Consider the following 17,574-nt stretch of genomic DNA (forward strand, 5'->3'; position numbering starts at 1 on the left):
ACATGTCGCCCAAACCCGAAGTGTCGGGTTCCCATCAAAGTACCACTTTGATGGGCCAGTTTCGCGGGATGGAGCAGCCCGGTAGCTCGTCAGGCTCATAACCTGAAGGTCGTAGGTTCAAATCCTACTCCCGCAACCAACGACAAAGCCTAGCGGCAAAGCCGCCGGATGTCGCGTTGCCCCGGATCCGGGGCCCACAACGAACTTGAAAGCCGCCAAGCAGAAATGCTCGGCGGCTTTCTTGCGTTCACGGGCCATCCCAGCGAAATCGGGCGAGCAGCGGACTGCTTGCAAACTACACAACGGCGGCCGCGCCGGTTACACCAAGCCCCGAAAACGAGGAAGAAAATGGAACGTGACAGTTACCCGCTCGCTCCTGCGGGGCACCAGCTGCAAGCTTCTCGTGGCCGCCATGGGACCTGAGACGGACGATGCGGCGGACAGCCGGACCGCCTGGCGCGCTCATCTGGCTACACTGGCAGTCCTTCAACTGGTGATGGCGATCCAGCTGATCCTCCTGCTCATGCGGCAGGAATGGCCTCAGGCATTCTTCGTCACCGGCATCATGCTTCTGACGGTCGCGCCGGTTCTCTTCCGAATGCCCGTCGAAATCCCGTCCGAGATCCAGATCGTGGCCGTGCTCTTTGTCTTCGCTACGCTCTTCCTGGGCGAGGTTCGGGGCTATTACGAACGTTTCTGGTGGTGGGACGCGGTGCTGCACACCACCTCCGGCCTCCTCCTGGGGATGCTGGGCTTCATGTGCGTCTACATCCTCAACGAGGATCGCAACGTAGATCTCCATATGCGCCCCTCCTTCGTGGCCCTGTTCGCCTTCTTCTTCGCGGTAGGCCTCGGGGCAATCTGGGAGATTTTCGAATTCGCCATGGACAGATGGTTCGGGACGAACATGCAGCCCGCAACGCCCGGCGATCCGTCGGGCCTCACCGACACCATTCACGATCTGATCGTGGACACCGCGGGTGCCGCGATCGTCGCTATCGGCGGCTGGCGCTATCTGGCTCGCGCGCGGCAGCCCCATGTCGACAACTGGGCAAGGCGATTCATCCAGAAAAATCCGCAGCTGTTCGGAGACTAGCGGCCTGAGGCTATCGTTGCCATCCGCGTCTTTCTGAACGCGCTGGTCAACTGGTGGGGATCACATTCGGCCAGCACGCCGTCGCCAGCGGCTGGTTACCTTGCCACGGAGGCTCCACTACGTCGACCAACTCGCGCCGCGCGGTCGGCCCGGTGCCAGGCTCAACCCGGATGAGGAAGCCTCGCAAGGGTTCGCACGAGCGAGCGGCAGGGCGCTCGACGAAAAGCAACCTTCGTCGCTGGTTGCACGATCTTCGTCGGATCCTCTTCGCACCTGCAGCATGGCATGGCGCGCTCGTCGACGCAGGCTCGGCAGCGCGCCGACACCCACGCATAGGGCGCTGGTCACCCGCTCGGGGTGTTCTCGAAGCGCCGTCGTGGGGGCGGCCGTGATCAAGGGGAATGAACGAACATGCGTGCTTATCTTGTCGGCCTGTCCGCAATCGTCGCCGTGACGGCAATCGCTTCGCCCTGCTCTGCCCAGGGCTTCCGGGCCGAGATCCATGGCGGCTTCGATCGCGTCAATGGTAATGACCGGGGCGACAGCGGCGCCGTCTATGGCGTTGGCCTCGGCTATGACTTGGCGGTGGGTAACGGCGCTTTCGTCGGGGCCGATTTCAGCTTCGACGAAAGCAGCCAGAAGGAATGCGAAGCGAGCGCCATCGTCACCAACGACGAGCTTTGCCTGCGGGCCGGCCGCGACCTTGCCGCGGGCATTCGCGGCGGCGTGACGATCGGCGAACGGGGCAAGCTTTATGCGCTGGCCGCCTATACCAACGCGCGGTTCAAGAGCAGCTACACGACTCCGGCCGGGATCACTTCGCGTGACGCAGAGAATCTCGACGGCTTCCGTCTCGGGGCGGGCTACCAGCACAAGTTCGCCGGCAACGCTTATGGCAAGGTCGAATATCGCTATTCGAACTATGAAGCGGGCGTCGAGCGGCACCAGGCCCTGGTGGGCGTGGGCATTGAGTTCTGACCGGGAAAGGGGCGGCTGTGATCAGTCGCCCCTTTCGCACTTGGGAACTAGACCTGACCGCGCTTCTTCGCCCTGAAATAGGCATAGCCAGCGCCCGCCGCGGCGCCGATGACCGGGCCGATGAACGGCACCGGTAGTGCGATTACGGCGCCGATCGCCGCTGCTTTCGCCATGCTTTTGCCGAGCGGCTTGTCCTTGGTCATCACCCTCTCCTCTGATGTGCTGACCACCGCAACGCAGCGACGGACGAGAATGTCCGGACCTCAGCCCCCGCGGCCGCCCCAGCCACCGCCCCGGCTGGATGAAGAAGCCGAGGCCATAGCCGCCCGCCCGCCGAAACCGCCCCTAGAGACAACGGAAGAACGGGTCTGGATTCGAGGGGTGGCGACGGGCGGCTGAAGCGCGCGTGAGCCGACCTTGTAGCCGCTCCCGCTGCGGTACAGCCAACCGCCGCCATAGCCGCCGCCGGTGTAGTAGACGTCCTGCCGCCTGCTCCGATACATGGGCGAGTAGCGATAGCGGCTCGGCCCGTCGAGCATCTGCCCGATCACGAAGCCGGTCAGCAGCGGCGCGAAAAAGTTGCCGCCGCCGGCGGGCTGGACGCAATTGCCGTTGCCGAACTCGTCTTCGCACAGATCGAGCGATTCAAAGCGCGGTGCACCGAGATTGTTCTGCGCGAGCGCTTCGGCCTGCGCCCGCTCGCACTGATCGTCGGGCACCTTGTCGTCGAGCTTGCACTCGCCAACCGAGGTATAGGGAAAGGCGTCGACCGCCGGGCCATATTGCTGCGCGGAGAGTTTCGATTCATCGATGTCGCCCTCACAGCCGGAGAGCGAGGCTGCCCCCAGCGCCGTCAGGGTGGTGAGCACCACGATGCGGGAGCGCTTGCGAGGGCGGGGTGGAGTGGGCGTGTCCATCGAGCAAAGTCCCTCAATAGGTCATGCTGGCGGCGTTGATCAGGCCGACGGCAACGGCGACGGCGGCAAGATAGATGCCGGTGGCGACTTCGCCGCGTTCGATGCGGGCGTGAACATCCTTCACGACCAGCGCGCGAACGACAAGGAAAGCGACGATCTGGATGACGCCGGCGAGCGCGGCCCAGGCGGCGAATTCCACCATCGAGTCCGTCTGGGTGAGCGCGGACGACACCGGAAGGGCGAAGCCGATGATCGCGCCGGCGAAGGGCAGGGCGGCCGCGACATTGCCTTCACGGATCAGCTTGCGCTCGTCCTGCGGCGTGATTGCCTGGTAGAGATACTGGAACAGCACCAGGAAGGCGGATGCGATGCCGATCGCGATCAGAAAGTGGATCGCCCCGTCCAAAAAAGCCTGCGTGTCGAACAAGTCCCCCTCCTTCGTTGTCGTTCAGGCCGTGATTTCAGCCGGTAGTAGCGGCAGGCCGATCATGATCTCGTGCGTCAAGTCGCCGCCGTCCGGCTTCATCGCGAGCGCGAGCAGAAGCTCGGTGCCGTCCGGCGGCACCTGGCGGCTGTAGAGCATGCAGCGCTGGTAGATGCGGCGCAGCGGCGGACCGGTGCGCTCCTCGTAAATCTCCTCCCACAGGCCGACCGGCTCCTGGTCGCTGGGATCGTCCGGATACCAGAAGCGCTCGAAGCGCGGCATGCCGTCCTCATTCCAATAAGCCTTGAACAGCCGGCGAATGAAGGCCCCCTTGTCGAGTTCGTCCGACGGATAACTGCTGGACCAAGGGTGAAAGACAGTGAAGTCGTCCGCGTCCGATCCGTCCGCCAGCTCCGAGACCGCCTGCAGCATGACATCGTCGTTGGTGTAGAAGCGGTGGACGTAGCTGCCATCGTCGAGCGTGATCTTGCCCTGTGCGGTGATGTCCAGCGTGTCCCGGCCAATGTCGAAGGACAGCCCTTCGAGACGTCGCCAGGCCAGCGTGTCGAGCCGCACGGTTCGGCCGATCGTGATATTGCGGACGACAGGCAAGGTCGCCGCGCTCTCGCCGCTTCCCGTGCCAAACAGGCTGCGGAAGATCATCGGGCGCGTCTTCCTGGCTGGCTGCTGATCCGACGCATGGTTCCCCGCTTATGGCCTGCATCATGCGAGCGCACCCTTGCCGGGTCAAGCGCGTCTGCTATGTCGGAGGCGTGGGTCCGACGGCCCGATAAGGGGAGGTTATGTTGAGCGACGCAGGCCCTGCAACCTGGACCACCGACAGCCTCATGGAGGCGATCCGCTCCAGCGACGGCGGCGAGCAGATCAGCGTGTCGGCAACAGACGGCGCCGACCCCGTGATCGTCGCCAACATGCGCGATTACGGCGATCTCACCATCTATCTCAGCGCCGGCCCGGAGCAGATCGTCGTCTCGACGCTGCTCTGGCCGGTCGACGAGCAGGAGAATGCGGACGAGTTCAACCGCTTCATCCTCAAGGCACAGAAGGTGGTGCCGCTCTCCAACTTTGCCATCGCCGATGTGGACGGCCGCGAATATTACGAGCTGATCGGCGAGCTTTCGTCGGACTCCGACATCGCCACCATCCTGCTCGAGCTGCGTGTTCTCGCCGAGAACGCCATCTCCGCCGCCTCCGAGCTGCGCGAAGCGTTCGCGGCCGGCTAAGTTTCAAGGAGCCAGACCCATGTGGAAGTCTCTCGTCGCCCTCGTGAAGGGCAGCACCTACGAAGCCGGCCAGGCGGTGATCGATGCCAAGGCGCTCACCATCCTCGACCAGCAGATCCGCGACGCCGGCAATGCGCAGGCCAAAGCGCGCGACGACATGGCCGCCCTGGTCGCGCGCCGGCGGATGATCGAAAAGGAGCTTGAGGGGCTCGTCGCCCAGCGCAGCAAGTATGAGAATAGTGCGCGGGCGGCGATGGCCAAGGGCGACATGGACCTGGCCCGCGAGGTCGCGCAGCGGCTCGCCACGATCGAGGCTGAAGTCACCGCCAAGCAGCCGCAGATCGCCGAGATGCGCAATGCCGAGGACCGGATCCGGGGCATCATCTCCCAGACCGACACCAAGATCGAGACGCTGAAACGTGAGGTGGAAGTCGTCCGGGCCAACGAGAGCGTGCAAAAGGCGCAGGCCTCGATCGCGTCCAGCGCAAGCGGCGCGACTTCCTCCCTGGGGTCTGCCGCGGACAGCCTCAAGCGGCTCAAGGAGCGGCAGGCGATCCAGGACGAGAAGTTTCGCGCCTCCGAGGAGCTGGAGGACATGCGCACCGGCCGCGACCTCGACCAAAAGCTCGCTTCGGCCGGCATCCTGCCGGGTCACAGCAGCGCGGACGACATCCTCGCCCGGCTGAGCGCACCGCAAGGCGAGGCGCTGCCGGCGCCAGGCGGAGATCCGCTGGCTCTGCCGAAGCAGTAGAGTGCGCCGGGTCCGGATCGCCGAGCGCGCCGATTGGCAGGCGGCCGCCGAGGCGCAGGGCTTCACCTTCCACCATGAAGGCGGCGAGCGTTACTGGGACGAGCGCGCGGCCTACCTTTTCTCGATGGAGGAGATCGAAGGCGGCATCGAGGGGGCGACCGAGGAGCTCCACGCCATGTGCCTGGAGCTTGTCTCCGACGTGGTCGGGCGCGAGGAGCTCATGGCGAGGCTCGCCATTCCCGAGCCGATGCGAGACTTCGTTGCGAACAGCTGGCGCTCCAACGCGCCGTCACTCTACGGCCGGTTCGACTTCGCCTATGACGGGCAGGGGCCGGCGAAGCTGCTCGAATACAATGCCGACACCCCGACCAGCATCTACGAGACCGGCTTCTTCCAATGGGCCTGGCTCGAGGCGCTGATCGCGGACGGGCGCGCTCCCGACGATGCCGACCAGTTCAACTCGCTGCACGAGAAGCTGATCGGGCGTTTCGGCCAGCTTTTCGCGCCCGGAAGCTTCCTCCACTTCGCCAGCGTGCGGGACCATGTCGAGGACCGGCAGACGGTCCGCTACCTCGAGGATCTCGCCTCGCAGGCGGGGCTCGATCCGAAGTTCGTCTCGATCGATCGGATCGGCCTCGACGCGGAGGGCAAGTTCGTCGACGATGAGGGCTGGATCGTGCAGGCGATCTTCAAGCTCTACCCGTGGGAGGACATGTTCCGCGAGCCTTATGCCGACAAGCTCGCCGGCAGCGGGGCCATGTTCCTGGAGCCCGCCTGGAAGGCGATCCTGTCCAACAAGGGCATGCTGCCCCTGCTGTGGGACCGCCATCCCGGCCACCCCAATTTGCTCCCCGCCTTCTTTGACGACGACAGCGCGGGCAAGGCCGATCTCGGCAGCTCCTATGTGCGAAAGCCGCTCTTCTCGCGCGAGGGCTGGGACATCGAGCTGGTGGATGGCGGGCGCCGCACCAAAGGGCGGGAAGGCGGCTACGGCGAGGAGGGCTATATCGTCCAGGCGCTCGCCCGGTTGCCGCGGATCGAGGGCAAGTACCCGGTCGTCGGCTCCTGGGTGGTCGGCGCAGAGGCGGCCGGCCTGTCGATCCGCGAGGATCGCAGCCGCGTCACCCGCAACTTGTCCCGCTTCATCCCGCACATGATCCTCGACGATGGCCGGGAGCTAAGCTGAGCCGGGTCAGGCAAATACGACAAGTTGAACACCCGCTCGGAAACCGAATAACTTGATCTGCGTTATAAGCGGGTTGCAGATCAAGGGCGGGTAGAGTGGGTTCCAAGAAGCAGGAAGAGCGGCTAGGCGAGATCGAGAAGACGCAGGCCGAGCTTCGGGAAAATATCGCACAAAGCCAGCGGCTGATCGACAGGTCGCGGAAGCTGATTGAGCAGCACCGCCAGGATTTGAAGGGCGAGGCTCAAGCCTGACGTTTCCTCAGCTGGGAAACAGCTCCGTCGACACGTCCCCGGCCAGATCGCCAAGCAGCACGCGTTGCTTCGCCCAGTTCAACTCGTCCGCGAGGAAGCGGTCCGACGCATAGTGCGGGACTGACCGGCGGATCTCAGCCACGACCACGTCCAGAGTTGGCGAGGTCAGCAGCGGCGCGTGAAAGTCGATGCCCTGGGTGGCGGCGAGCAATTCGATTCCGATCACCCCCGCCGCATTGTCCGCGATCGTCCGCGCCTTGCGAGCGGCCGCCGTCGCCATCGAGACATGATCCTCCTGGCCGGCCGATGTCGGGATGCTGTCCACGCTCGCTGGGAAGGCGAGGCTCTTATTCTCCGAGACCAGTGCCGCGGCGGTCACCTGCGCGATCATGAAGCCGCTGTTCACGCCGCTATCCTTGACCAGGAAGGCGGGCAGCCCGCTCATCTTGGGATCGACCAGCACCGCGGTGCGGCGTTCTGAGATCGACCCGATCTCACAAAGCGCCATCGCAAGCATGTCCGCCGCGAAGGCGACCGGCTGGGCATGGAAATTGCCGCCCGACACCGCCTCATCGGCATCCGGGAAGACAACGGGGTTGTCGGTGACCGCATTCGCCTCGATCTCGAGCGTCTGCGCGACATGACGGATGAGGTCGAGGCTGGCGCCCATCACCTGCGGCTGGCAGCGGAAGCTGTACGGGTCCTGCACCTTTTCGCAATTCGCGTGGCTCTGATTGATCGCGCTTCCTTCAAGCAGGCGGCGAAGCGTTGCCGCGACGGCGATCTGGCCCGGTTGTCCGCGCGCCTCGTGCAGCCGGGGATCGAACGCGGCGAGGCTCCCCTTCAACGCATCGACCGACAAGGCTCCGCCGATCAGGGCCGATGCGAACACCCGCTCCGCGATGAACAGCGCGTCGAGCGCGATCGCGGTCGAGACCTGCGTTCCGTTGATCAGAGCCAGCCCTTCCTTGGGCCCGAGCACCAGCGGTGCGATGCCGAGTCGCGCGAGGGCGTCGGCGGCCGGCAGCGTCTCGCCGGCGAGCGCGATGCGCCCCTCGCCGATCAGCGCCGCGCCGATATGGGCGAGTGGCGCGAGGTCCCCCGAAGCCCCGACCGAGCCCTGCGCCGGCACGACCGGCAGCGCGTCGGCTTCGACCAGCGCCAGCAACCGCTCGACCACGACCCGGCGGACGCCGCTGTGACCGCGCGCGAGGCCGATCGCTTTCAGGATGATCGCGAGCCGCACCACGGGGGCGTCGAGGGGCTCGCCCAGCCCGCAGCTGTGGGAGAGAATGAGGTTGCGCTGGAGATCGAGCAGACGGTCGTCGGCGATGCGCGTCTGGGCGAGCAGGCCGAAGCCTGTGTTGACGCCGTAGACGGTGCGGCCGGACGCGGTGATGCGGGCGATGCTCTCGGCGGCGTCGTCAAGCGCGGACCAGGCGGGTGCCGAGAGCGAGAAGCGGGCGCCGGACCAGACCGCCCGCAGTTGCGCCAGGGTGACTGCGCTGGGGGTAAGCATCATAGCCCCTCTCCCCCCGTGGGAGAGGGGTTGGGGAGAGGGGGAGCGGCTGGTTCGGCTCGATGCCGGACCGGGCGCTGCTGCGCAGCACCCGCCACCCTCTCCCAACTCCGACTAGGCGCTAAAGCGCCAAGTCTGCGTAATCCCTCTCCCGTCAAGGGAGAGGGGCGATGCTGTGCGCCGCTCACCGCTTCACCATCGGCAGGTCCAGCCCCTGCTCCGCCGCGCAGGCAATCGCATCCTCGTAGCCCGCATCGGCGTGGCGCATCACGCCGGTGCCGGGATCGTTCCAGAGCACGCGCTCGAGCCGGCGTGCGGCGGCTTCGGTGCCGTCGGCCACGATCACCATGCCGGCGTGCTGCGAATAGCCCATGCCGACGCCGCCGCCATGGTGGAGCGAGACCCAGGTCGCGCCGCTCGCCGTGTTGAGGAGGGCATTGAGAAGCGGCCAGTCCGAAATCGCGTCCGAGCCGTCACGCATTGCTTCCGTCTCGCGATTGGGGGAGGCGACCGAGCCAGAGTCGAGGTGGTCGCGACCGATCACGACGGGCGCCCTGAGCTCGCCGTTCGCGACCATCTCGTTGAAGGCCAGCCCGAGCCGGTGGCGATGGCCGAGGCCAACCCAGCAGATGCGCGCCGGCAGCCCCTGGAAGGCGATCCGCTCGGCTGCCATGTCGAGCCAGCGGTGGAGGTGCGGGTCGTGCGGGATCAGCTCCTTCACTTTGGCGTCGGTGCGGTAGATGTCTTCGGGATCGCCCGACAGCGCCACCCAGCGGAACGGGCCGATGCCGCGGCAGAAGAGCGGGCGCACGTAAGCGGGCACGAAGCCGGGAAAGTCAAAGGCGTGGACGATGCCCGCGTCCTTCGCGACCTGGCGGATGTTGTTGCCATAGTCGAAGACCGGCACGCCCATGTCGCGGAAGGCGAGCATCGCCTCGACGTGGATCGCCATCGACCGGCGCGCCGCCGCCTCGACCGCCTCCGGCGCGCGCTCCCGCATCTCCGTCCATTTCTCGACGGACCATCCCAGCGGCAGGTAGCCGTTGACCGGATCGTGTGCCGAAGTCTGATCGGTGACGGCGTCAGGGCGGATGCCGCGTCTCACCATCTCCGGCAGCAGCTGCGCGGCGTTGCCGAGCAGGCCGACCGAAGTCGGCGCCGTTGCCGTGCGGATAATCTCCAGCGCCTCGTCAATGCTGGTCGCGCGTCTGTCGAGATAGCGCGTCTCCAGCCGCTTCTCGATCCGGCTTTCCTGGCACTCGACAGCGATGCAGTGCGCGCCGGCCATAACGGCCGCGAGCGGCTGGGCGCCACCCATGCCGCCGAGGCCGGCCGTCAGTATCCACTTGCCGCGCAGGTCGCCGCCATAATGCTGGCGCCCCATCTCGGCGAAAGTCTCGTAGGTGCCCTGCACGATGCCTTGCGTGCCGATGTAGATCCACGATCCGGCCGTCATCTGGCCGTACATGATGAGGCCCTTGCGATCGAGCTCGTGAAAATGCTCCCAGGTCGCCCATTTGGGTACGAGGTTCGAGTTGGCGAGCAGCACTCGCGGCGCATCGGGGTGGGTGCGGAACACGCCGACGGGCTTTCCGGACTGGACCAGCAGCGTCTGGTCCTCCTCCAGCCGCTCGAGCGTCTCGACGATGCGGTCGAAGCTCTCCCAGTCGCGCGCGGCGCGGCCGATGCCGCCGTAGACGACCAGCTCTTCCGGCGCCTCGGCAACATCGGGGTCGAGATTGTTCTGGAGCATGCGGACGGCCGCTTCCGTCGCCCAGCTTCGGGCCTTGATCTCCGGCCCGGTCCGCGCCCGGATCGTGCGGCTGTTGTCCCGTCTGTTCAGCATCCCACCTTCGTCGTGCCGGACTTGATCCGGCCTCCACCTTCTTCTCTGGGCTGGTGGAGAAAGGTGGACCCCGGATCAAGCCCGGGGTGACGAACTGTCTAGCAATCCAGTCCGGCGACGATCCTCTTCTCCGGCCCCGGAAGGCCGATCCAGTAAGCGAGCTCGGCCGGCCCGCTCACCCGCCACACGCACAGGTCCGCGGACTTGCCCGGGGTGATCGTGCCGATCTCGTCCTGGAGCCCAAGCGCACGGGCGCCTTCGCGGGTCATGCCGGCCAGCGCTTCCTCGGGCGTGAGCCGGAACAGGGTGCAAGCCATGTTGAGCATCATCGGCGCGGAGAGGACGGGCGAGGTGCCCGGGTTGCAGTCGCTTCCGATCGCGATCGGCACGCCGTGGCTGCGGAGCAGGTCCACCGGCGGCCGCTGCGTCTCGGACAGCGCGTGATAGGCGCCGGGGAGGAGCACCGCGACCGTACCCGCCTCCGCCATTCCGGCCACGCCCTCTTCATCGGCGTGTTCGAGATGGTCGGCCGAGAGCGCCCCATAGCGCGCCGCCAGCGCCGCGCCGCCACTGTTGCTGAGTTGGTCGGCGTGGAGCTTCACCGGCAGGCCCAGGACGGTTGCCGCCTTGAACAAAGTCTCGACTTCCCCGCGTGTGAACGCGATCGTCTCGCAGAAGGCGTCGACGGCGTGCACCGATCCGACCGCGGCCGGAAGCATCTCGTCGATCACCATCTGGACGTACTCGGCCCGGCGGTCCGTGTATTCGGGCGGAAGCGCGTGCAGCGCGAGCAGAGTCGGCACGATCCGCACCGGCTCGCTCCCCGCCAGCGCCTTGACGGCGTTCAGCATGCGCAGCTCGGTCGCGGTGTCGAGACCATAGCCGGACTTGATCTCGACCGTGGTGACGCCGCTGCCCATCAGGGCGCGCAGCCGCTCGCGCGCGGAGGCGATCAGTTCGCCCGAGGACGAGCCGCGCGTTGCCCGGACCGTGAACATGATGCCGCCGCCGGCGCGCGCAATCTCCTCATAGTCCGCGCCGCCGAGCCGTTGCTCCCATTCCCCCGCCCGATTTCCGCCGAACACAAGGTGCGTGTGACAATCGACCAGCCCCGGCGTCACCCAGGCGCCGCCGAGCGACTCGATCGAGCGCGCGCGCATGCCGGCCATTTCGACCCGCCGCCCGACCCGGACGATGCGCCCGTCCTGGATCGCGACCGCAGCGTCCTCGATCGCGCCGAACGGGCGGCCCACCGCCGGATCCATGGTGGCAAGGTGGCAGCCGGTCAGCAGTCGATCCCACATGGGCTCGCCTCATAAGCGAGAGGCCGGTAGGGGACCAGCCCATGTCCAACTGGCCCCGCATAACTGATTTGTTCGTCACCGAGGGCGCTGCAGATGTTGCCCTGCTCGGCGCGCCCATGAACCGCGGTGCCGTTACGTCCGGCCATTACGATCAGGCCCCGTCGGTGATCCGCCAGACACTGGGCCGGTTCAGCACCTACGACGTCGAAACGGGCCAGGAGTTGAGCCTGCGGATACGCGACTTCGGCGATGTCGATGTCGCGGCATTGAGCCTGGAGGACGGGTTCGAGCCCGTTCGCGACGCCGTTCAGGCCGCGACCGGGGAGCACGATCTCACGATCCTTCTCGGCGGCCACAACGGTGCGACCCGCCCGGCCGCCCACGGCCTTGGCGTGCCGCTCGACCAAGTCGGCCTGATCACCCTAGATGCCCACTTCGACCTGCGCGAGACGGATGCGGGCTTGCTAAACGGCAATCCGATCCGCGCGTTGCTCGAAGACGGTCTGCCGGGCCGCAACATCTGTCAGATCGGGCTTGCCCCCTACGCCAACACCGCAGCCATGCACCGCACGGCGAAGGAAGAAGGCATCGGCGTGTTCACGATCTCCGAGGTGAAACGGCGCGGTCTGTCCGACATCTTCAGCGACGTCTTTGCGCGTCTGAGCCACCTCGAGGCGATCATGATCGACTTCGACATCGACGTGATCGATCGCGCACAATGCCCCGGCGCACCCGGGGCACGGCCGGGCGGCACGCCGGTCGACATGTTTTTCGAGGCCGCCCGGATGCTTGCGTCCAACTCCAAGGTCCGCCTGGTCGATCTCACCGAGTTCGACCCGAGCCTCGACGTGGCTGACATCACCGCACTGACGGCGGGCCGCTGGGCGTGCGAGGTGCTAGCGGGGTTTGCTACGCGCTCCAGCATGATGAAGTCGGACGCACACCCTTGAGTTCGTTGCCCCGGACTTGATCCGGGGCCGGGCTTCTCTTGTTGTACTTTGAAGATCAGCCCTGGCCCGGATCAAGTCCGGGCCAACGAATCTATGAACAACTTTAGGCTTTATGCCGCTCGGTCATTCGGCGGCTAAATCGGTCGCGCCCAGCTTGTCATCCTTCGCCGCCGCGGCGACGAGGCTGTCGAGCGAGCTGCCGTCGAAACCGAGTTCCTTCATCAGCCCGTCGACGATCGGGGCCTGGGCGCGGTAGCGAAGCGCCGCGGCAACCGCGCTTCCGGCAAGGTTGCGCTCGCCGCCGCCATCGTTGGCGGCGATGTTGCCGCCACCACCGCTTGCCCCGGTGAGGCCGTCGACCTGGACGATCTTGATCGAATCGATCGCCTCCATCGGCTTGGCCGCCTCGCGGATCACTTCCGGCAGCACCTTGAGCAGAGCGAGCTTGGTCTGCAGCGAGATCTGATCGGAGGAAAGCAGGTTAGCCGCCTCGTTGATCGCGCGCTGGCCGGCCGCTTCGACTTCGAAACGGACGCGCGAGGCTTCGGCGCGAAGCCGCTCGGCGTCCGCCTCGCCCTGGGCTGAAAAGCGGATCGCCTCTGCGCGATCGGCCGCGGCCTGCTTGTCGGCGTCGGCCTGGACCTTGATTCCGATCGCGGCGCGCTCGGCCTCGCGGGAGGCGTCGATCAGCTCGATCCGCTTCGCGCGCTCGGCGACTTCGGTCTCGCGCGCAGTGCCGACCTGTTCCTCGGCGGCGACCGCAGCGGCGCGGGCGCGGTCGGCCTCGGCCTTGGCCTGGCTTTCCTCGCGGCTCTTGTTCTGGACGGCGATCTGCTGCTCCTGGCGGGCGATCTCGATCGCTTGCGCCTGCGCGATCTTGGCTTGCTCGACCAGGCGATTGGCCTCGATCTGCGAGCTGTCGATCTGCTGCTTGGCGTCGATCCGCGCTTGCTCCGCCTCACGCTGGCGAAGCGATTGCTCCTGCGCGACTTCCGCATTCTGGGCGGCGCGGCGGACCTCGACCTCGCGCTCCTGCTCAAGCCTGGCGAATTCGGTGTCGCGCGAGATCTCGAAGCTGCGGCGGGCGGCGTCGAGATTCTTGGCCTCGATCTGCACCCGCGTTTCCTGCTCGATGTCGTTGCGCGCCTTGCGGCGCAGCTCGATCTGCTCGGTGAGCTTGGTGAGGCCTTCCGCGTCGAAGGCATTGTTGGCGTTGAAGTGATCGATCGAGGTCTGGTCGAGCCCGGTCAGCGATACCGATTCGAGCTCCAGGCCGTTCATCGCCAAGTCGGCGGAGGAGACCTGCTGCACCTTCTGGACGAACTCGGAACGCTGCTCGTGCAGCTGGTTCATCGTCATCCCGGCAGCGACCGAGCGGAGCGCATCGACGAACTTGCCTTCGATCAACTCCTTCAAATGCTCCGGCTGCATGGTGCGCAGGCCGAGCGTCTGGGCGGCAATGGCAATGCTTTCGCGATCCGGGCGAACGCGGACATAGAACTCGGCTTTGACGTCGATGCGAAGGCGATCGAGCGTGATCAGCGCGTCGTTATTCTTGCGCTCAACTGCGAGCCGGACCGTATTGAGGTTCACCGGCATGGTCTCGTGCAGCACCGGCAGCACCATCGCGCCGCCGTTGATCACTACCTTTTCCCCGCCGAAGCCGGTGCGGACGAAGCCGATTTCCTTGGTGGCGCGCTTGTAGAGCCGCGTCACGATCAGCCCGACGATGATCAGGGCGGCAAGGATGATCCCCGCGTAAATGCCCGTCTGGACCATTGCATTCCCTCCCATTGCATCAGCTCCTGATTGGCTCGTCGAGGCGGGGCACGAGCGCGTCCCCCTCCGCAAGCCCGATGAAAACTTGGCCTTCGCGTGCGACCAGCAGCACGGTCTCGCCCGCGCCGACCGACTGGCCATCGGTCACCGGCTCGACCATGACATAGTGGCTCTGGCCGTGAACGTCCCGGACGCGCGCCTGTGCGGGCGAACCGCGGCGGGCGGAGCCGACCGTGATCTGCGCGCGCTTGCCGACCAGGCTGTCCAGGCTGACTGCCGTCGTCTCGTCGCCGGGCATGATCCGCGCCAGCGCCCGCGAAGCAAGCCCGAGCAGCGGGAGCGCGGCGACGAATGCGACCGGCGCGGCAAGCCAGGGCGACAGGGGAGCGCCGATCAGCGCCGCCGCGAACTGCTGCAAGCCCACGCCGATGAGACCGAACAGGGCGAGCAGGACGACCAAGGTCACCAGCAGGGGGACCTCGCCGACGCCGAGCCAGCCCAGCAGGTCGCCGCCGTCCGCATCGGCGTGTACGTCGAGATGCGCGGCGCTTGCGCCCAGGCCCAGCGCCTCGACCGCTCCGATCATCAGCATCAGCGCGAGCGCGATCGCGAACGGCAAGTTTTCCGGCGCGACCAGAAAGTCGAACATTCCCCCCAATCCCCTCCCGAGTCGTCGCTACCGCGAATCGGGGTTTTCTCCAATCGGATTCGAGAGTTGCTGCTGCTGGACGAGCTGTCCCTCTATGGCTTCACTCGCCGATCAGATGCAGCGCGATCGTCCTTCGATGCGGGCTGCGGCGATGCTCGAACAGGTAGATGCCCTGCCAGGTGCCGAGTGCGAGGTGCCCGCCCACCACCGGGATCGACAGCTGCGTCTGCGTCAGCGCGGTCCTTAGATGCGCGGGCATGTCGTCCGGGCCTTCCTCGCCATGGGCATAGCGGGCCGGGTCCTCCGGCGCGATCGCCGCGAAGTAGCGCTCGAGGTCCGCTCGCGCGGCGGGCGCCGCATTCTCCTGAATCAGCAGCGAGGCCGAGGTGTGCCGGCAGAACAGGGTCAGCAGCCCGTCCCGGATTCCGAGCCCCGTCACCCAAGGCGTGATCCGGAAAGTGATGTCGAGCAGCCCCTGCCGCTCGGTGTCGATCTCGACGATGCCGGTGACCTGCTGCATGACGTCCGCCTCTAGCCGCCAAGCCACGATGCCGCCAAGACTTGACCGGCAGACCAGCCAAGGGGGAGCAGAGCCATGCCCGAGCTACGATCGCTGGGAGCCAGTGGGCTCCGGACCCCGCCCCTGATCCTCGGCGGCAACGTGTTCGGCTGGACCGCCGACGAGCCGACCAGCTTCCGCATCCTCGACGCCTTCGTTGCGGGCGGCGGCACGATGGTGGACACGGCCGACGTCTATGCCGCCTGGGTGCCCGGGTTGAAGGGCGGCGAATCGGAGACGGTGATCGGCAATTGGCTTGCCCGCCGCGGCCGCCGCGACGACGTGGCTGTAGCGACCAAGGTCGGCTTCATCGGCGGGCTCGACGCCGCCAATATCGAGCGCGCGGTGGAAGGCTCGCTGCGCCGGCTGCGAACCGACTATATCGACCTCTATTACGCCCACAAGGACGACGCGGAGACGCCGCTCGAGGAAACGCTCGCCGCGTTCGATCGGCTGGTGCGCGCCGGCAAGGTGCGTGCGCTCGGCGCTTCCCAGATCGAAGCGCCGCGGCTCGAGGCCGCGCTCGACATCAGCGCCACTAACGGCTGGACCGGCTATTCCGTCCTCCAGACCTGGTATTCGATCCTGGAGCGCCCCCGCTTCGAGGACGCCCTTGACCAGGTCGCGCAGCGCCGCGGGCTCGGCGTCGCCACCTTCTACAGCCTCGCCAACGGCTATCTCACGGGCAAGTACCGCTCTTCCGCCGACCTCGCCAAGAGCGTGCGCGGCGACCGCGTGGCACCTTATCTGGAGGGCAAAGGCCCGCGCGTCCTCGCCGCCATCGACGCTGTCGCCGCGCAGCTCGGCGCCACGCCCGCCCAGGTCGCTCTCGCCTGGGCCGCGGCCCAGCCCGGCGTCACCGCGCCCCTCGCCAGCGCGACCAGCGTCGAGCAGCTCGAGGAGTTGCTTGGAAGCCTGGAGCTGCGGCTCCCGGCCGACCAGACTGCCCGGCTCGACAAAGCTTCATCTCCCGACTGAATACCTGATTGCGGCTCGTCGGGCGAGCTGTCAGCCTTCACCGGAGAACGAGGGAGAATTTGATGCGACCGCCGAGCAGCTGCGCGAAATGCGGCGGCAACCTGTCCGCCGGCTTCATCGTCGACCAGGGCTATGGCATCGCCGAAGCCAGCAAGTGGCAGGACGGCGAGCCCCGGAGCGTCTGGTATGGCGGCGTGAAGATGTCGAAGAACGACCAGTTCGGGATCACCACTTTCAGGTGCGAGCGCTGCGGATATCTCGAAAGCTACGCGCTCGCTTGAGCGGCCGCCCGGGTTCGTTTCCTAAATCGGCCGCATTCGTCTAACCTGCCTCAAAGCGGCGGGGGAGACGACCGGTGGAAGCAAGCGGTACGCTGCGGGCGCGATTGTATCGGCAACTGGACCCGCGCGCATGGCGGCACAGGGGCCTGTCACCCATCAACCTCGTCCTTGCCTGGCTGATCGTCTTCGCCGCAGTGGTCGGCGTGCTCCAGACCGAGCCGGAGCTGGAGAATCGCTACGGCGCGGCGTTCGTCGGGACGGAGCTCATCCTCGCCCTCATCTTCCTCGCCGAATATCTGGCGCGTTTCTGGACGATCGCGGAAGAGCCCGGCGACACTCCGGCATGGCGGTGCCGCCTCCGCTTCGTGCTCTCGCCCTGGTCGATCCTCGATCTCATTGTAATCGTCGTCAGCCTGCTACCCTTCATCGTCGGCAATGCCTCGATCCTGCGGATGGCTCGGCTCGCCCGCATCGTCCGGCTCGCCAAGCTCGGCCGGATGAGCGACGCGATGACCCACCTCACCCGCGCGGTGCGCGTCTGCAAGGACGAGCTGATCCTGGTGATCGCGCTCGCCGGGGCGGTGCTGATCGCGGCCGCGACTGCGCTTTACTGGATCGAGGGCGACATCCAGCCTGACAAGTTCGGCTCCGTCCCGCGCTCGATGTGGTGGGCGGTCGTGACTATGACCACGATCGGCTATGGCGACGTGTTCCCCATCACGCCGGGCGGCAAGGTTGCGGCGGGAGCGCTGGCGATTGTCGGCGTCGGTCTGATCGCGCTTCCCGCCGGCATCATGGCCGGCGCGCTGAGCCAGGTGATCCGGACGGGAGACAGCGTGGACGAGAAGGCGCCGTAAAGCTG

20 protein-coding genes and 1 tRNA gene are annotated in these 17,574 nt (G+C 66.6%); 11 read left to right on the top strand and 10 right to left on the bottom strand.

Annotated features, from left to right (window positions below; translation table 11 throughout):
• Positions 1–62 precede the first annotated feature (62 nt).
• The 3 genes from VF631_RS01320 (at position 63) to VF631_RS01330 (ending at position 2,074) form a co-directional block, all read left to right on the top strand.
• A tRNA-Met gene (locus tag VF631_RS01320) sits at positions 63–139 on the top strand.
• A gap of 216 nt (positions 140–355) precedes the next feature.
• Entirely contained in the window at positions 356–1,096 is a 741-nt protein-coding gene (locus tag VF631_RS01325) for a hypothetical protein (protein ID WP_431848460.1), read from the top strand.
• 411 nt (positions 1,097–1,507) lie between these two features.
• A complete protein-coding gene (locus VF631_RS01330; RefSeq protein WP_431848461.1) occupies positions 1,508–2,074 on the top strand; it encodes an outer membrane protein in 567 nt (188 codons plus the stop codon).
• Between the two features lie 47 nt (positions 2,075–2,121).
• On the opposite strand, the gene VF631_RS01335 is transcribed toward VF631_RS01330, so the two are convergent.
• Genes VF631_RS01335 through VF631_RS01350 form a run of 4 tightly spaced genes read right to left on the bottom strand, consistent with a single transcriptional unit; the run spans position 2,122 to position 4,078 of the window.
• Entirely contained in the window at positions 2,122–2,277 is a 156-nt protein-coding gene (locus VF631_RS01335; protein WP_431848462.1) for a hypothetical protein, read from the bottom strand.
• Between the two features lie 60 nt (positions 2,278–2,337).
• Positions 2,338–2,991, bottom strand: coding sequence for a DUF1190 domain-containing protein (locus tag VF631_RS01340; RefSeq protein WP_431848463.1), 654 nt, complete (start codon positions 2,989–2,991; stop codon positions 2,338–2,340).
• Positions 2,992–3,004: 13 nt separating this feature from the next.
• Entirely contained in the window at positions 3,005–3,418 is a 414-nt protein-coding gene (locus VF631_RS01345; RefSeq protein WP_431848464.1) for a DUF350 domain-containing protein, read from the bottom strand.
• A gap of 21 nt (positions 3,419–3,439) precedes the next feature.
• Complete coding sequence (locus VF631_RS01350; protein WP_431848465.1) at positions 3,440–4,078, bottom strand: DUF2491 family protein; 639 nt, start codon at positions 4,076–4,078, stop codon at positions 3,440–3,442.
• Between the two features lie 140 nt (positions 4,079–4,218).
• Between VF631_RS01350 and VF631_RS01355 the strand changes: the two genes are divergently transcribed.
• From VF631_RS01355 to VF631_RS01370, 4 genes are all read left to right on the top strand, one after another.
• The gene (locus VF631_RS01355; protein ID WP_431848466.1) at positions 4,219–4,659 is read left to right on the top strand and encodes a YjfI family protein; all 441 of its coding nucleotides are present in this window, start codon (positions 4,219–4,221) and stop codon (positions 4,657–4,659) included.
• A gap of 19 nt (positions 4,660–4,678) precedes the next feature.
• Positions 4,679–5,410 carry a PspA/IM30 family protein gene (locus VF631_RS01360; RefSeq protein WP_431848467.1) on the top strand — a complete coding sequence of 244 codons (732 nt, stop codon included), beginning with the start codon at positions 4,679–4,681 and terminating at the stop codon, positions 5,408–5,410.
• A gap of 1 nt (position 5,411) precedes the next feature.
• A complete protein-coding gene (locus VF631_RS01365) occupies positions 5,412–6,596 on the top strand; it encodes a glutathionylspermidine synthase family protein (protein WP_431848468.1) in 1,185 nt (394 codons plus the stop codon).
• 95 nt (positions 6,597–6,691) lie between these two features.
• Positions 6,692–6,847: a hypothetical protein gene (locus VF631_RS01370; RefSeq protein WP_431848469.1), complete on the top strand. Its 156-nt coding sequence runs from the start codon at positions 6,692–6,694 to the stop codon at positions 6,845–6,847.
• Between the two features lie 7 nt (positions 6,848–6,854).
• Here the strand turns inward: VF631_RS01370 and hutH are convergent, their stop codons facing one another.
• The 3 genes from hutH to hutI all read right to left on the bottom strand — a co-directional run bounded on the left by hutH (position 6,855) and on the right by hutI (position 11,516).
• Complete coding sequence (gene hutH, locus VF631_RS01375; RefSeq protein ID WP_431848470.1) at positions 6,855–8,369, bottom strand: histidine ammonia-lyase; 1,515 nt, start codon at positions 8,367–8,369, stop codon at positions 6,855–6,857.
• Positions 8,370–8,550: 181 nt separating this feature from the next.
• On the bottom strand, positions 8,551–10,209 hold the full coding sequence (gene hutU, locus VF631_RS01380; RefSeq protein ID WP_431848519.1) for a urocanate hydratase: 1,659 nt from the start codon (positions 10,207–10,209) through the stop codon (positions 8,551–8,553).
• A 101-nt stretch (positions 10,210–10,310) separates the two neighbouring features.
• Positions 10,311–11,516: an imidazolonepropionase gene (gene hutI, locus VF631_RS01385; RefSeq protein ID WP_431848471.1), complete on the bottom strand. Its 1,206-nt coding sequence runs from the start codon at positions 11,514–11,516 to the stop codon at positions 10,311–10,313.
• Positions 11,517–11,557: 41 nt separating this feature from the next.
• Here hutI and VF631_RS01390 point away from each other — a divergent pair, with 41 nt between their 5' ends.
• Positions 11,558–12,466 (top strand): arginase family protein, encoded by a 909-nt coding sequence (locus tag VF631_RS01390; protein ID WP_431848472.1) that lies wholly within the window; start codon positions 11,558–11,560, stop codon positions 12,464–12,466.
• Positions 12,467–12,589: 123 nt separating this feature from the next.
• Here the strand turns inward: VF631_RS01390 and VF631_RS01395 are convergent, their stop codons facing one another.
• From VF631_RS01395 to VF631_RS01405, 3 genes are all read right to left on the bottom strand, one after another.
• On the bottom strand, positions 12,590–14,260 hold the full coding sequence (locus VF631_RS01395; RefSeq protein WP_431848473.1) for a flotillin family protein: 1,671 nt from the start codon (positions 14,258–14,260) through the stop codon (positions 12,590–12,592).
• Positions 14,261–14,264: 4 nt separating this feature from the next.
• Positions 14,265–14,894 (bottom strand): YqiJ family protein, encoded by a 630-nt coding sequence (locus tag VF631_RS01400; protein WP_431848474.1) that lies wholly within the window; start codon positions 14,892–14,894, stop codon positions 14,265–14,267.
• Between the two features lie 100 nt (positions 14,895–14,994).
• Positions 14,995–15,414: a secondary thiamine-phosphate synthase enzyme YjbQ gene (locus VF631_RS01405; protein WP_431848475.1), complete on the bottom strand. Its 420-nt coding sequence runs from the start codon at positions 15,412–15,414 to the stop codon at positions 14,995–14,997.
• A 75-nt stretch (positions 15,415–15,489) separates the two neighbouring features.
• Here VF631_RS01405 and VF631_RS01410 point away from each other — a divergent pair, with 75 nt between their 5' ends.
• The 3 genes from VF631_RS01410 to VF631_RS01420 all read left to right on the top strand — a co-directional run bounded on the left by VF631_RS01410 (position 15,490) and on the right by VF631_RS01420 (position 17,569).
• Positions 15,490–16,431, top strand: coding sequence for an aldo/keto reductase (locus VF631_RS01410; protein WP_431848476.1), 942 nt, complete (start codon positions 15,490–15,492; stop codon positions 16,429–16,431).
• Positions 16,432–16,493: 62 nt separating this feature from the next.
• Positions 16,494–16,712: a hypothetical protein gene (locus tag VF631_RS01415; protein ID WP_431848477.1), complete on the top strand. Its 219-nt coding sequence runs from the start codon at positions 16,494–16,496 to the stop codon at positions 16,710–16,712.
• A 74-nt stretch (positions 16,713–16,786) separates the two neighbouring features.
• Positions 16,787–17,569 (top strand): ion transporter, encoded by a 783-nt coding sequence (locus tag VF631_RS01420; RefSeq protein ID WP_431848478.1) that lies wholly within the window; start codon positions 16,787–16,789, stop codon positions 17,567–17,569.
• Positions 17,570–17,574 lie beyond the last annotated feature (5 nt).

Source organism: Allosphingosinicella sp., assembly GCF_036387615.1.
GTDB lineage: Bacteria > Pseudomonadota > Alphaproteobacteria > Sphingomonadales > Sphingomonadaceae > Allosphingosinicella.